This is a genomic window from Pseudoalteromonas tetraodonis (assembly GCF_002310835.1).
GTDB classification, from domain to species: domain Bacteria; phylum Pseudomonadota; class Gammaproteobacteria; order Enterobacterales; family Alteromonadaceae; genus Pseudoalteromonas; species Pseudoalteromonas tetraodonis.
In genome coordinates, this window is record NZ_CP011041.1 from 1,773,718 (window position 1) to 1,787,454 (window position 13,737).

Annotated in this window: 11 protein-coding genes; 4 read left to right on the forward strand and 7 right to left on the reverse strand. The window is 40.6% G+C overall.

Features of this window, described 5'->3' with window-relative positions; genetic code table 11:
- Positions 1–32 precede the first annotated feature (32 nt).
- On the forward strand, positions 33–737 hold the full coding sequence (gene tsaA / locus PTET_RS08200) for a tRNA (N6-threonylcarbamoyladenosine(37)-N6)-methyltransferase TrmO (RefSeq protein WP_013464991.1): 705 nt from the start codon (positions 33–35) through the stop codon (positions 735–737).
- Positions 738–866: 129 nt separating this feature from the next.
- A complete protein-coding gene (locus tag PTET_RS08205) occupies positions 867–2,591 on the forward strand; it encodes a proline--tRNA ligase (RefSeq protein WP_033103411.1) in 1,725 nt (574 codons plus the stop codon).
- Between the two features lie 161 nt (positions 2,592–2,752).
- On the opposite strand, the gene PTET_RS08210 is transcribed toward PTET_RS08205, so the two are convergent.
- Genes PTET_RS08210 through PTET_RS08220 form a run of 3 tightly spaced genes read right to left on the reverse strand, consistent with a single transcriptional unit; the run spans position 2,753 to position 5,551 of the window.
- Positions 2,753–3,961, reverse strand: a complete 1,209-nt coding sequence (locus PTET_RS08210; RefSeq protein WP_096038445.1) for an ABC transporter permease — start codon at positions 3,959–3,961, stop codon at positions 2,753–2,755.
- Entirely contained in the window at positions 3,954–4,742 is a 789-nt protein-coding gene (locus PTET_RS08215; protein ID WP_096038446.1) for an ABC transporter ATP-binding protein, read from the reverse strand. Before PTET_RS08215 ends, PTET_RS08210 begins: the two co-directional genes overlap by 8 nt.
- Positions 4,739–5,551 carry a DUF3025 domain-containing protein gene (locus PTET_RS08220; RefSeq protein ID WP_096038447.1) on the reverse strand — a complete coding sequence of 271 codons (813 nt, stop codon included), beginning with the start codon at positions 5,549–5,551 and terminating at the stop codon, positions 4,739–4,741. The genes PTET_RS08215 and PTET_RS08220 overlap by 4 nt, the downstream gene beginning before the upstream one ends.
- Before the next feature lie 107 nt (positions 5,552–5,658).
- Here PTET_RS08220 and PTET_RS08225 point away from each other — a divergent pair, with 107 nt between their 5' ends.
- Positions 5,659–7,287: a M28 family metallopeptidase gene (locus PTET_RS08225; RefSeq protein WP_096038448.1), complete on the forward strand. Its 1,629-nt coding sequence runs from the start codon at positions 5,659–5,661 to the stop codon at positions 7,285–7,287.
- An 85-nt stretch (positions 7,288–7,372) separates the two neighbouring features.
- Entirely contained in the window at positions 7,373–8,542 is a 1,170-nt protein-coding gene (locus tag PTET_RS08230) for a putative manganese transporter (protein WP_096038449.1), read from the forward strand.
- 80 nt (positions 8,543–8,622) lie between these two features.
- On the opposite strand, the gene PTET_RS08235 is transcribed toward PTET_RS08230, so the two are convergent.
- The 4 genes from PTET_RS08235 to astE form a co-directional block, all read right to left on the reverse strand.
- Positions 8,623–10,191 carry a dihydrolipoyllysine-residue acetyltransferase gene (locus PTET_RS08235; RefSeq protein ID WP_096038450.1) on the reverse strand — a complete coding sequence of 523 codons (1,569 nt, stop codon included), beginning with the start codon at positions 10,189–10,191 and terminating at the stop codon, positions 8,623–8,625.
- An 8-nt stretch (positions 10,192–10,199) separates the two neighbouring features.
- The gene (locus PTET_RS08240) at positions 10,200–11,177 is read right to left on the reverse strand and encodes an alpha-ketoacid dehydrogenase subunit beta (protein ID WP_013464999.1); all 978 of its coding nucleotides are present in this window, start codon (positions 11,175–11,177) and stop codon (positions 10,200–10,202) included.
- Positions 11,177–12,391, reverse strand: coding sequence for a thiamine pyrophosphate-dependent dehydrogenase E1 component subunit alpha (locus PTET_RS08245; RefSeq protein WP_096038451.1), 1,215 nt, complete (start codon positions 12,389–12,391; stop codon positions 11,177–11,179). The genes PTET_RS08240 and PTET_RS08245 overlap by 1 nt, the downstream gene beginning before the upstream one ends.
- Before the next feature lie 265 nt (positions 12,392–12,656).
- On the reverse strand, positions 12,657–13,709 hold the full coding sequence (gene astE / locus PTET_RS08250) for a succinylglutamate desuccinylase (protein WP_096038452.1): 1,053 nt from the start codon (positions 13,707–13,709) through the stop codon (positions 12,657–12,659).
- Positions 13,710–13,737 lie beyond the last annotated feature (28 nt).

Here is a 13,737-nt window from a genome sequence, read left to right on the forward strand (position 1 = left end):
ATACCCCCCTATTTTATTTGTTAGCGAGCATTATGAGCGATTATCAGATTTCGGCTATTGGCCATATTCAATCACCGTATAAACAAAAGTTTGCCATTCCTAGACAACCTCGATTAGTGCCAGAAGCAAAAGCTAAACTTATTTTTGCTCCAGATTTTAATCGTGAAGAATTTGTTCGTGGTTTAGATGAATTTAGCCACATTTGGCTGTTATTTCGTTTTCATGAAACCGCGGATAAAGGCTATTCAGCAATGGTGCGCCCGCCGCGCCTTGGTGGCAATGAACGTAAAGGCGTTTTTGCCACACGCGCTACATTCAGACCTAACGCTATAGGGATGAGTGCTGTTAAGTTAGAGGGAATTGAATACAAAAATGGGCAGTTAGCGTTATTGCTCGCCGGTATTGATTTACTTGATGGTACACCTATTGTTGATATTAAGCCTTATTTGCCCTATTCAGACGCTTTACCTGATGCAAGCGCTGGATTTGCCGATACGCGTCCAGAAACTCAAATGAGTGTTGAATTTAGTGAGCAAGCTTTGGAATTTATAAATAAACAAAGCCACTATCCTGAGCTACAAGCATTTATCAGCAATGTGCTAAAACAAGATCCTCGCCCAGCGTATAAAAAGCAAAAACAAGGCATGCAAAGTTATGGTATGAATTTGTATGAATACAACATTACCTGGCAAGTGACTGACTCTCATCATCTGGTTACTCATATAGAGCCCAGTTAAACTAACTTTAAAACCCTGCTATGGCTATAAAATGCGATAAAAAATCACTTAGCGCTTTAGTGTCAATGCATCCGCTGGTAAACTGAGCGCCTTAATTAAAAGAACATATTACTCTATTTCGGAAAAAACATGCGTACTAGTCAATATATACTCGCTACACTTAAAGAAACGCCATCAGATGCGGAAATTGTATCGCATCAATTAATGCTTAGAGCCGGAATGATCCGTCGCGTCGCTTCGGGTTTATACACTTGGCTACCCTCTGGTTTACGTGTGCTTAGAAAAGTAGAAAACATTGTACGCGAAGAAATGGATAAAGCAGGCGCAATTGAAATGCTCATGCCAGTAATTCAACCGGCTGACTTATGGGAAGAATCGGGCCGCTGGAGTGAGTTTGGTCCTGAGCTTATGCGCTTTACTGATCGTCACAATCGTGAATTTGCTATGGGTCCTACCCATGAAGAAGTGATCACCGATTTTGTCCGCAAAGAAATTAACAGCTACAAGCAACTGCCTATTACTTTGTACCAAGTACAAACTAAAGTACGTGACGAACGTCGTCCGCGCTTTGGTGTTATGCGTGCTCGTGAATTTACTATGAAAGATGCCTACTCATTCCATTTAACCGATGAATGTTTAGATGCAACTTATCAAGTTATGCACAAAGCCTACTGTAATATTTTTGAACGTTTAGGCCTTGATTTCCGCCCTGTTATTGCTGATACAGGCTCTATTGGCGGTAGTGTATCGCATGAGTTTCACGTACTTGCTGAATCTGGCGAAGACGCTATTGCCTTTAGTGATGCTAGTGACTACGCCGCTAATATTGAAAAAGCAGAAGCGCTAGCGCCAACTGAATCGCGCCCTGAAGCAAGCAAAGAGCTAAAAGCATTCCCAACGCCTGATGCTAAAACAATTAATGAGCTGAAAAAACACTATGGTGTAAAACCACATCGCGGTGTTAAAACACTGATTGTTTATGGCGCCCCTGATGAAGACGGAAAACGTGGCTTAGTTGCACTAGTACTGCGTGGCGATCACGAGCTTAATGAACTTAAAGCTGAAAAACACCCACTGGTTGCTGCACCATTAGAAATGGCAACCGAGGCAGATATTGTGGCTGCCATTGGCGCAAAACCGGGTTCTTTAGGCCCTGTTGGCTTAAACATGCCCATTATTGTTGATAGAACCGCGAATGTAATGGCTGATTTTGTAGCTGGTGCCAACAAAGACGATGAGCACTTTAGTGGTATTAACTGGGATCGCGACGTAACAGACTACGAGGTTGCTGATATCCGTAATATTGTTGAGGGCGATCCTAGCCCGTGTGGTCAAGGCACGTTGCAAATTAAGCGCGGTATTGAAGTTGGTCATATTTTCCAACTAGGTACTAAGTACTCAGAAGCAATGAAAGCAGGTGTATTAAGCGAATCGGGTAAAAACCAAACAATGACTATGGGTTGTTATGGTATTGGTGTATCGCGCGTAGTTGCCGCTGCCATTGAGCAAAATAATGACCAATACGGTATTACCTGGCCTAAAGCCATCGCCCCTTTCGATTTAGCAATTGTGCCAATGAATATGCATAAATCGCATCGCATCCCTGATATTGCTAATAATCTATATCAAGGTTTGAAAGATGCAGGTTTAGATGTGCTATTTGATGACCGTAAAGAGCGCCCTGGTGTTATGTTTAACGACATGGAATTACTCGGTGTACCTTACACACTTGTAATTGGTGAGCGTAACCTTGATGAAAACAAGGTAGAACTTAAAAACCGCCGCACTGGTGAAAAGCTAATGATAGATATTGATAGCGCGATTGAAACAATCAAAAATCAATTTAATGCATAAGCTTAAAATTAATTAAAAAACCGCTGTATAGTTTTTTCATACAGCGGTTTTTTATTAATTTCTGTAAGCCAAGCTCGATTTTTTAAGTACTCATTTCAGCACTAAAACCTAGTAATAATTAATAAAAAAGGTCGCTCTGCGACCTTTTTTATACTTATGAATTATCTAAACAACACATCTTCACGGTTAAACCATTTCACACAAAATGCCAGTAGTGCCCCAGCGATGAGTGCTGTTGCTAGGAATATCAATCCCACCAGCGTGTAATCAACAGTGCCTTTAACAATTTCTTTAATCGCTAAGGCGACGTTAGTTACCGGAATAAACGCCGTTTTAGAAGTAAGTTCCATGTTAGGCATTATTGAAATAATAATCGGGAAAAACACGACCATGCTTAATGGCGTCATGTAATTTTGCGCTTCTTTAAACGAGCGTGCATAGATTGATATTGCCAGAGCTAATGCAGAAAAGGTTGCTGCTATAGGCAATAATAATACAAAAATCATTAGTAAGTCTGTGATAGCCAATGTACTAAAAGCGGCTTTGATAAATTCAAGATCAGCAAAAGCCAGCGCTAAGGCTATCCAACACCCCATACTAATAACGGTTATCGTAGTTGATGCAATTGACGTGGTGAGTAGAGTAATAAATTTACCCAATACTAGCTCAGTACGAGTAATAGGTGTAAGTAATAAGGTTTCTAAGGTACCTCGTTCTTTTTCACCGGCCCCTAAATCAATAGCTGGATACGTTGCGCCTACCAGTACTAACGGAATAAGTAGATAAGGTAAAAACCCACCCACTTTTTCACCTAGGTTTTCGCGCTTATCGGCAGTGTCTACTTTAACTACATTAACTGGCTTTAAAATAGATTCTTGTGCGCTTTTATCTATACCAAAGCTCAATAATTTACTTTCTTGTAAAGTATCGCTGTACTCTTTAGCAAGCTCTTTGACACGCTCAAATAAGAAGTTAATTGATTTTGAATCATTAAATACAACTTGCCATTCGCTTTGCTGTTGCTCATTTAATGTTTGCACTGCATCACTTGGTAGGTATATTCCCATGTCGATATCGCCAGCGTTTACACCAGCTTTTAGCTCCTCAATACTGTTGAAGGTTTTATCACCTTTATATAACTCAAAGCTTTTGTGATAAAACACTTTATCAGTAAATTCTGGTGCATATTCGCCATTGATAATCACATAGGTATTTACTTTTTGTTCAGCATCAAGCGCAGCTTGCGAGGATATAAACGCAACCACAGCAAATAACAACGGGAAAACCACAATAGGAAATACCACCACGAACAATAAAGTTTTTTTATCGCGTAGTAGCTCGGTTAATTCCTTTTTAAATACTTCAAACATCATATTTCTCCGTTAATATGTTCATAAACGCTTGGTTTAATTCTTCACTGTTGCCTGCTTGTTTAAATTCAGCGAGCGTGCCATCAAAACAACTAACGCCTTCATTAATCACCGCAACGCGGTCACATAAAAGGGCTACTTCATCTAAATGATGCGTAGAAAAAATAACAGGAGTACCTTGTGCTTTTAAGCCTTTAATAAAGTTGATCACCGTTTGGGTGGTCATAATATCGAGGCCTGTAGTTGGCTCATCGAGAATAACAACGTCTGGGTAATGTACCACAGCACGCGCAATGTTGGCTTTTTGCTTCATGCCGGTTGATAGGTTCTCAGCGCGTTTATCAATAAATTTATGCATATCAAGTAAGGTAAATAACTCTTCACAGCGTGCCTTAATAGCCGGCTTGCTCATGCCGTGCAGTTTTGCAAAGTACTCTATGTTTTCTTTTACCGTTAAACGACCATATAAACCAGTAGAGCCGGATAAAAAACCAATACACTTGCGCCCAATGAGTGGCTTTTTAATTATGTCGTTTCCTGCAATAGTAATACTGCCATCATCCGGTTTTAAAGCGGTAGAGATCATTCTTAATGTCGTGGTTTTGCCCGCACCATTAGGCCCTAACAGCCCTAATACTTCGCCTTTTGCACAGCTAAAGCTGACATTTTTAACCGAGTGAAAATAATCTTTATCTTCACGGGGGTCTATATCATCTATTTTATTTTTTTTATGATCTTTAGTGAGCTTAAACTTCTTTTTAAGCGCGGTAACTTCTATCATTTTCGTGTCCTTCGTTTCGGTCTAAAATAGTCCGTGTTATCGTAAAATGATGGATTGTTATTCTCATCACACCAACCAGGAACACCTAATAAAGGTAAAGGTGAAAGCTGTTTGTTATCGGCTAAACAATCATCAGTTTTAATCATCTCATAAAGGCGCTGATCTAGGTACTGGTATTGAGTTACTAAATCTTTACAAAATATTTCATTCGGTACATTTACAAATAAGGCTTTGCCAGTCAGTCCAATATAAGGTTTGGTTAACATTTCATAATTGGCATGGCCAAACATGAAAGGTGCAATGGTTTTACCCCACTGCTCTCTATGTTCGATGAAGGCTGTTTTCCATTGATGATCTCTTAACCACTCTTTCCACTGTGATTCGCTAATAGCTAAAACCACACCGCATTCGTCAAACAAGGTCAGTGCGTTACGGTGTTTACTTCGTTGTTTTAACCCATGCAACGCTATTTCATCAACATGACGCTGATTAATAAGGGCTTTTGTTTTTGGAAATAAGCACCAAATAAAACCACCAAACAGATCATGCCAGTTTTGTTGTCGGGTGGGCACGTCCCCTGTTTCAAAAATGACTTGTTCATAATAGCGCTCAGCAAAATCAACCTTGGCATCATCGACAAAACGAATTGGCAGATTATTAGCATTGATGGCGTTTAAATACGGGGTAAAGTACGCAGGCTCAGGCCAGTCTGTTTGCTGATCTATTTTAAACAGCTGACGAAGGTGCTCAAATGCACCTCCATTTATACTCGTTACTTGAAATTGTTCTGGGGGAGTAAAACGCTTCATTGTTACCTTTACTGTACATTTTTATCAGCAACAGTTTACCGCAAAAACTGGTTCTAATTAACAGAAGTTCATATACTAACGCCACTTAGAACAAAAAAAGAGCCAATATGAAACGTTATTTTTCTTTGACCCTAATAACAACGGCAATTTTAGCCGGTTGTGCAACAACAAGTATCACATCTGATGATGTCGCTAAAGGCTACAACAGCATTCAAGCGGATGAAATTGCTAAGCATGTAAAAGTGTTAGCTTCTGATGAATTTGGTGGACGTGCTCCTTCATCTGAAGGTGAAAAGCTTACGCTTGATTACTTAACAAAAGAATTTACTGCTTTAGGCTTTGAGCCGGGTAATGGCGACAGCTTTTTCCAAGAAGTGCCGCTTGTATCGTTAGAAGCAGACTCTGATATGGTGCTTAATATTGGCGATAAAGACTACCAATACAAAAAAGACATGGTTATGGGTAGTAGCCGTATTAGTGCGCAAGAAGGAATTGAAAACTCGGAGCTTGTATTTGTGGGCTACGGTGTTAACGCACCTGAATATAACTGGAATGATTACGAAGGCCTAGATGTTAAAGGTAAAACCGTTGTTATGCTGGTAAACGATCCGGGTTTTGCAACTAAAGATCCTGCTTTATTCACCGGCGATGCAATGACCTATTACGGGCGTTGGACTTACAAATACGAAGAAGCAAGCCGTCAAGGTGCTGCAGGCGCTATTATTATTCATGAAACTGCTCCAGCGTCTTACCCTTGGTCTGTGGTTGAGAACTCATGGAGTGGCGAGCAATTTGGTTTCGTAAAAGAAAACAATAATATGGACCGTGTTGCTGTTGAAGGTTGGGTTACTGTTGATGTAGCAAAAGAGCTTTTTTCTAAAGCAGGCCTTGATTTTGAAACCGCCAAAGCAAACGCTGCCAAAGGTGCTTACCATGTTGATATGGGCGATTTAACAGCCACTGTGAATGTAAAGAACACCATCAAAAAATCGGTATCTTATAACTTTATTGCCACTCTTCCTGGTAGTAAAACACCCGATGAGCATATTATTTACTCTGCGCATTGGGATCATTTAGGAACGGATAAAAACCGTAAAGGCGATCAAATTTATAACGGCGCACACGATAACGCAACAGGTACAGCCGGTATGATAGAAGTTGCCGAAGCCTTTACCAAACTAGGTAAACGCCCTGACCGTTCAATGACCTTTTTAGCGGTAACCGCTGAAGAGCAAGGTTTATTAGGCTCGAAATATTATGCTGCGAATCCAGTTATTCCAGCTAATAAAACCGTTGCAAATATTAATATGGACAGCTTAAACCTATTAGGTAAAGTAAAAGATATTAGTGTGGTGGGTATTGGTAAATCACAAATGGATGAGCTATTAGCAACTGCGGCCAAAGAGCAAGGCAGAACAGTATCGGGCGACCCTAAACCATCTTCAGGTGGTTACTACCGCTCAGATCACTTTGCCTTTGCTAATATGGGTGTTCCTGCCATGTATGCCGGTGGCGGTACACAAGCGTTTGATGAAGAAACTGCAAATTACCGTAAGCGTATGAGCTTAGTACTGCGTGGTTGTTACCACCAACCTTGTGATAGATACCGTGATGAGTGGGATTTATCAGGTGCGGTTCAAGATTTACAATTATTTTATAAAGTAGGTTTTGATATTTCACAACAAACTCTGTGGCCTACGTGGAATGAAAACTCAGAGTTTCAACGTAAAAAGTAACTACTGCGCCAACACTCAAATGATATTGATTATCATTTAATAAAATAGTACAGTGCGATCTCATTCTTTAATTAGGTCGTACTGTATGTTTTTAACATCCCATTTAGGAGTTATTTCGCCAGCTGCAAAACGTGTTTTTCATCAAAATAAACGCCTAATTTTACCTCTGTTAATTTTAGTCTGTCTAGCCCTGCCCGATTTACGCACCATAACAATTACTGCACTCAGTGATGCTTTTTTTCAAGTGAGTGTGTTTGTTGCTGCGACCTTATTTATTTACTACTACGCGATTGATCATTTACCCCAACTAGAGCTTCGTTACCTAAATGCTAAGTCACCGGTATTAGAGGTCAGCTTTGCTGCTTTTTTAGGCATGTTACCAGGCTGTGGTGGCGCGATTATTGTGGTGACTCAATTTACAAAAGGCCAAGCTAGCTTTGGCGCAATTGTGGCTGTATTAACGGCGACTATGGGTGATGCCGCGTTTTTATTATTAGCGACTCGCCCTACCGAGGGTTTAACCATCATGGCAATAGGGTTTGTGGTTGGTTCTGTAACGGGTTTAATCGTCAACACACTTCATAAAACAGGCTACTTATGCCCAACTGATCAAAAGCACACACCACAGATTACCCTTTTACCGACGAAGATAATTACGCTCAGTAAGCCTATTTGGTACATCGCTATTATTCCGGGGTTACTCATTGCCTTTTTACTCGCTTTTAATATTGATTTGAGCCAATTTGGGCAGTACACCACATTCACTGTTACTCATTTTGGCGCATTAATGGCGTTGTTTGTCGTATTTATGTGGGCGTTATCTTCAAAAGGTGAAAGCTATAAAGAAGTAACCTCAGAAGATGATATATGCAGTCCACCTTCAAAACTCACAAAAGTACTGCAAGATACTCATTTTGTAACCGCGTGGGTGGTTGCCTCCTTTATATTATTTGAACTACTGGTGACAGTGTTTGGCCTTGACTTAAAAACATGGTTTTTAAATTATGCTTATATGGCCCCGCTCATAGCGGTATTAATTGGTTTTTTACCTGGCTGTGGCCCGCAAATAATTGTTACCACTTTATATATTCAAGGGGTTATTCCGTTTAGCGCATTAGCGGCCAATGCCATTTCCAACGATGGCGATGCGCTTTTCCCAGCCATTGCCATGACACCTAAAGCGGCTATTATTGCCACGCTATATACCGCTATTCCAGCATTAATGGTTGGTTATGGCCTGTATTTTCTGAGCTAAATCAGTCTAGCTTTTATTTATTTAGTTATAAAAAAACCAGCTAGTTGCTGGTTTTTTAATTTATAAATGAATATAAAGACTTAGCGCATAGCCATCATCATTTTAGCTGGCTGCTCTAAGTATTCTTTCCATAAATTATTAAAGCGCGCGATAGTGCCGCCATCAATTACACGGTGATCCCCTGACCAACTTACTTGCATAATTGCACGCGATACCACTTGCCCTTGCTCGTCAAAGCGCGGAAGGTGCTGTAATTTACCTAAGGCAACAATCGCCACTTCTGGCTTATTAATAATTGGTGTAGCTATAGTGCCACCAATCGCACCAATATTAGAAATACTAATAGTACCGCCTTTTAAATCATCTGGTGCTACGCGGCCTTCTCGAGCTGAGTCAGTTAATTGCGTTAAATTATTAGCCACCTCTACAATACTCTTAGTTTGGCAGGCTTTAATATTTGGTACTAATAAGCCCACTTTAGAGTCCACTGCAACCCCAATATTGTGATCATCGTAGTAGGTAATTTCACTGCAATCATCGTTTAGTTTTGAGTTGAGTACCGGGAATTCAGTCATTGCCAACGATAACGCCTTAATAAAGAACGGCATCATAGTTAACTTAACACCCTGTGCTTTATATTGCTCTTTAAGATCAGTTCGAAGTGCAATTAAATCAGTTAAGTCAATTTCATCACTGTAGGTAAAATGTGGAATAGTAGAAACCGACGCCACCATTTGTTTTGCCATGGCCGCTTTAATGCCTTTAATTACTTCTGTTCGCGTTCCACCCGCGCTAGTTGCGTGTTCAGTACTACGAGTGTTTTTACTCTGGGTAGTTTGTGGCTTGTTAAGCTCAGAGGTATCCATGCCAGATGGCACTTCATTTTTTATAAACGCTTCAATATCTTGTTTATAAATACGGCCATTTTTACCACTGCCTGGTACGCAGGTTAAATCAACGTCAAGCTCACGCGCCTTACGCCTAACCGCCGGTGATGCAACCGCTTTTTCATTAACTATCGCAGTTTGCGTTTGCTTAGCAGGTGCGTCTGACGTTGCGTTACTTTGTGCTTTTACAACTGCTTGGTTAACATCAACGTCTTCTTTTGCGACTTGCCCTGCAACCGTCATTTGAAATAATGGGCTATGCACCTTTGCAATTTCACCTTTTTGATAATACAGCTTTTGCACTGTACCGGTGTATTTAGCCGGTATTTGTACTAATGCTTTATCGGTCATTACATCACAAACGGCTTGGTCTTCTTCTATTTCATCGCCCTCTGCCACTAACCATTCAACAATTTCACACTCAACAATACCTTCACCAATGTCGGGTAAAATAAAGTCTTCTAAGTGTTCACGAGCACTTGTTGGTGAAGAAGCTGTTTGAGTCTCTTCACTAGGCGCTTCACCGGCAACATCCATTGCAAATAACGGCGCATGTACTTTAGCAATATCGCCTTTTTTACAATGCAGCTTAGTGATCACCCCATCGTGTACCGCTGGAATTTGCACTAAGGCTTTATCTGTCATCACATCACAAATAGGCTGATCTTCTTTTACAGTGTCGCCTTCTTGTACCAGCCATTCGACTACTTCGCATTCAACTATGCCTTCACCAATGTCGGGTAATATAAAATCTTTAGCCATGGAAGCCCCTAAAAGTTCACTGATTGTTTAATTGCGGCCATTACTTTTAATGCATCTGGAACATATTCTTTTTCGAGCGCCAGCGGGTATGGCGTATCTAAACCACACACACGTAAAATAGGCGACTCTAAATGCAGAAAACACTCTTGAGCGATGGTTGCGGCTATTTCTGCGCCAAAACCGTTAGTAATAGGTGCTTCATGACTAACAATAAGACGGCCTGTTTTAGTAACTGATTTAGCAATCGTTTCAACATCCCATGGTAAAATACTGCGAAGGTCAATCACTTCACAGCTAATGCCCTGTTCACTGGCTTGCTTTGCCGCTGCTTCTATAATTTCCATTTGTGCACCCCACGCTAATAAAGTAACGTCAGTACCCTCTTGAACCACTTCAGCTTTACCAAGTTCAATGCTGTAATCTTCTTCAGGCACTTCACCAGTTGAAGCGCGGTATAAACGTTTGGGCTCAAAAAATAGCACTGGGTTGTCGTCTTTAATACAGGCACGCAGTAAGCCTTTAGCTTGGTACGGGTTACGCGGCACGACAATTTTTAACCCTGGCGTGTGAGCAAAGTACGCTTCTGGCGATTGCGAGTGATACAAACCACCAGCAATACCGCCACCGTAAGGTGTACGAATCGTTAGATTACCCACATTAAACTCATTACCACTACGATAACGAAACTTAGCCGATTCATTCACAATTTGATCAAACGCAGGAAAGATGTAATCAGCAAATTGAATCTCTGCCAATGCAGGTGCACCAAAGGCTGCCAAACCATTTGCAAAGCCTAAAATACCTTGCTCTGTGAGCGGGGTATTGAATACGCGATGCTTACCGTACTTTTCTTGTAACCCTGATGTTGCTCTAAAAACACCGCCAAAATAACCCACGTCTTCACCAAAAATACACGCTTGAGGATGTTCATTCATGGTGATATCTAAAGCAGAATTAATTGCATGTAGCATGTTCATTTTAGCCATTACTTAATTCTCCCTGCTGTTGTTGGGTAGGCGTCTGGATGTGCTTTTATATGCGTTTTAAGTTCATCATATTGACGTTGTAAAGATGGAATTGGCGTATCGTAAACATCTGAAATTAGCTCTTCTAACGCCGGCTTATCAATTACTTCAGCACGTTTTAGTGCCGCTAAAATATCATCACGAATTGTTTCTTTCGCTTTGATATCTTCTGCGTCATCTAACCAATTTTGTTTTACTAACCATTTTCTAAAGCGCTCAATTGGGCATGTTTTATAGTTTGCTTCTTCATCTTTTGAACGGTAACCGCTTGGATCATCTGATGTTGAATGCGCACCTAAACGATACGCTATCGATTCAATTAATACCGGTTCACCTTGTGTTGCAGCAATTTCGCGGGCTTTTTTAGTAGCCGCGTAAACGGCGAGCGCATCACTGCCATCAACACGAATAGTTTTAATACCATAACCCACACCACGCGATGCAATCCCATCGCCTTTAAATTGCTCATCGGCTGGGGTTGAAATAGCATAACCATTGTTACGTGCAAAAAAGATAACCGGTGCTTTATGTACTGCAGCCATATTTAAGCCTGCATGAAAATCACCTTCTGAAGCAGCCCCTTCACCAAAATAACAAATAGTAACGTTATCAATAGTACTTGCTAGTTCACCTGTTTTAGCATCAATGTGTTTTACTTTTTGACCATATGCGTAACCCGTAGCCTGTGGGATTTGTGTTCCCAAAGGTGATGAAATGGTCATGTAGTTAAGTGCTTTAGAACCATAATGGATCGGCATTTGACGGCCTTTACCTAAATCTAATTCATTAGAAAACATTTGGTTCATAAATTGATCAAGGGTAAAACCACGATAGTGTAAGGCTGCTTGTTCACGATATTGCGCCATGATCATGTCATCTTGTTCAAGGGCTGCAGCAGAGGCTGTTACCGCCGCTTCTTCTCCTAAACACTGCATGTAAAAGCTAACACGCCCTTGGCGTTGAGCACCCTGCATACGTTCATCCAATAAACGAATAAAACGCATGGTTTCGTATAATTTAATAGCGGTGTGTTTAGAAATATCAGGTGCAGGAGCACTAGGATGAATGTCGCCGTCCTCAGTTAAAATACTCAGGGTTGGAATATTAAGTGCGTGGCCGTCAATAAACTCAAGCTCATGATTAATATTCAGCGATACGTTATTGGGATTACTCATAACCTACCTTCTTTTGTTGTCGGTATCACAGCGCCCCTTTGGATTATTATTATGGGTGATAGTTGCTGAATAAACTTTGCAACATCTGCACTGTATTTAATTAAAGCTGCCAACACTTTACGTTAACGTAAAGTGTTATTCAACAAAACTGTGACCAAAGAAAAGTAAATAATGAGCAAAAAACTGGCAAGTTAACTATACATATAATTAACCACTTATTAATCAGTTGGTTAAAGTTTCATAACAAGTGGTCTGATGTGTTGATTTAGCTAAAGCGGCTATCCACTTGCATAGGGACTACTGTAAGTAATGCACGTTGCCCAATGGCAACCTGTGCGTTAGGAAAAATAATTGCTTCCCCTTCTACGTCGGCATATATGGCATTATCGCCATCGGTGGCTAAAAGCTCACCCTTTGCAAACCCTGTAAAATTCTCGGCATCGTCAGAAAACGGAAAACTAAAGTTTTGCTCTGTTCGGTTAATAGTTCGATGAACAGAAAACAACTCAAAGTCGCTTGCATTAAATTCTGGGTATTTTACTTCTTTTTGGCTAATTAATGCAGTTAGAGTTTGTTTTGTTTTTGCAAAACGAGTCATATCATTTTCACCAAAGGGTTTCACTTGCCCAAGCTCTACAGTAAATGAGTCGGCACCATGCACAAACGACGAATAGTAGCTAAACGTGGTGGCTGGCGACTTCATCATCAATACTGTATTCACACCACAGCTTAATAAGAACTGCAGTTGCGACTTTTTCCAAGGCTTGCCATGTAAGAATGGGTAAACAGCAAATTTTTCGTTTTTAGAACCGCGAATAGCGGTATGTAAATCATAATGACAGCGATACGTACCCTGCTCTGAACGGGCGTAAAAATCGCTAACATATTGCTCAAGTTTATCAGCGCGAACGCGTTCGTCGTTCATCGCTATACCATCGACAGTGTGGTGGCCGTTAAACAAGCGGTTTAAGTTCTCTTCTACAAATCGTTTACCAATATTAATTGACTGAGGATTACCAAAAATAAATAAAACACGTTGCTGTAATTCAAGTTGCCCACTAATAATGTGTTTAATGAGTTCATCGCAAATTTCAATGGGGGCTGTTTCATTGCCATGAATGGCACTGGATAGCACCACATTTTTTGAGGTAACACAATCAGGCTCAAACTCAATCACACCGGTGTCATGCACGGTTACTTTAGTCTGGTTGTTAAGCGTAAATTGACCTGCATCTAAATGCCATTCATGGTTTCGCGAAAGCGTTAAAAAATCACCATCTTGTTTTAATTGATTAATATATTCTGCAGTGGCTGACATAACGATAAAAGCCCTTTTTTTGTAAATT